The organism is Parabacteroides sp. AF39-10AC (genome assembly GCF_003635405.1).
GTDB classification, from domain to species: Bacteria; Bacteroidota; Bacteroidia; order Bacteroidales; family Tannerellaceae; genus Parabacteroides; species Parabacteroides distasonis.
The window spans coordinates 333-584 of sequence record NZ_QTLP01000088.1; the positions used below are offsets into that span (position 1 = coordinate 333).

Annotated in this window: 1 protein-coding gene; it reads right to left on the reverse strand. The window is 41.7% G+C overall.

Annotated elements, in window-relative coordinates:
• Positions 1 to 252 (reverse strand): SMI1/KNR4 family protein (locus DW033_RS25175; protein ID WP_233554314.1); only part of this gene is annotated, 252 nt, incomplete at both ends.

A 252-nucleotide genomic window follows, 5' to 3' on the forward strand; every position in this document is an offset into this window, starting at 1 on the left:
TCTTTGGCTATGACTTCAATTGTTTCAAAAGCATTGGTGCGTTCCTTTATCGGAAAGAACGCATTTATCTCCACCCGATCCAAATCCTCGTCCTGCGGTTGATAACAATATGGTGATGGCATACCACCGTTGAACTTGAGGTAAAAGTTCTTCATGCCTGCCGGAATCTTTACATTCAACTCAACCTCAAAATTCTTTATATCTTCTTTTGTTAGCGAAGCCGAACAGTCCGAAAGTTCAGGCATTACACCT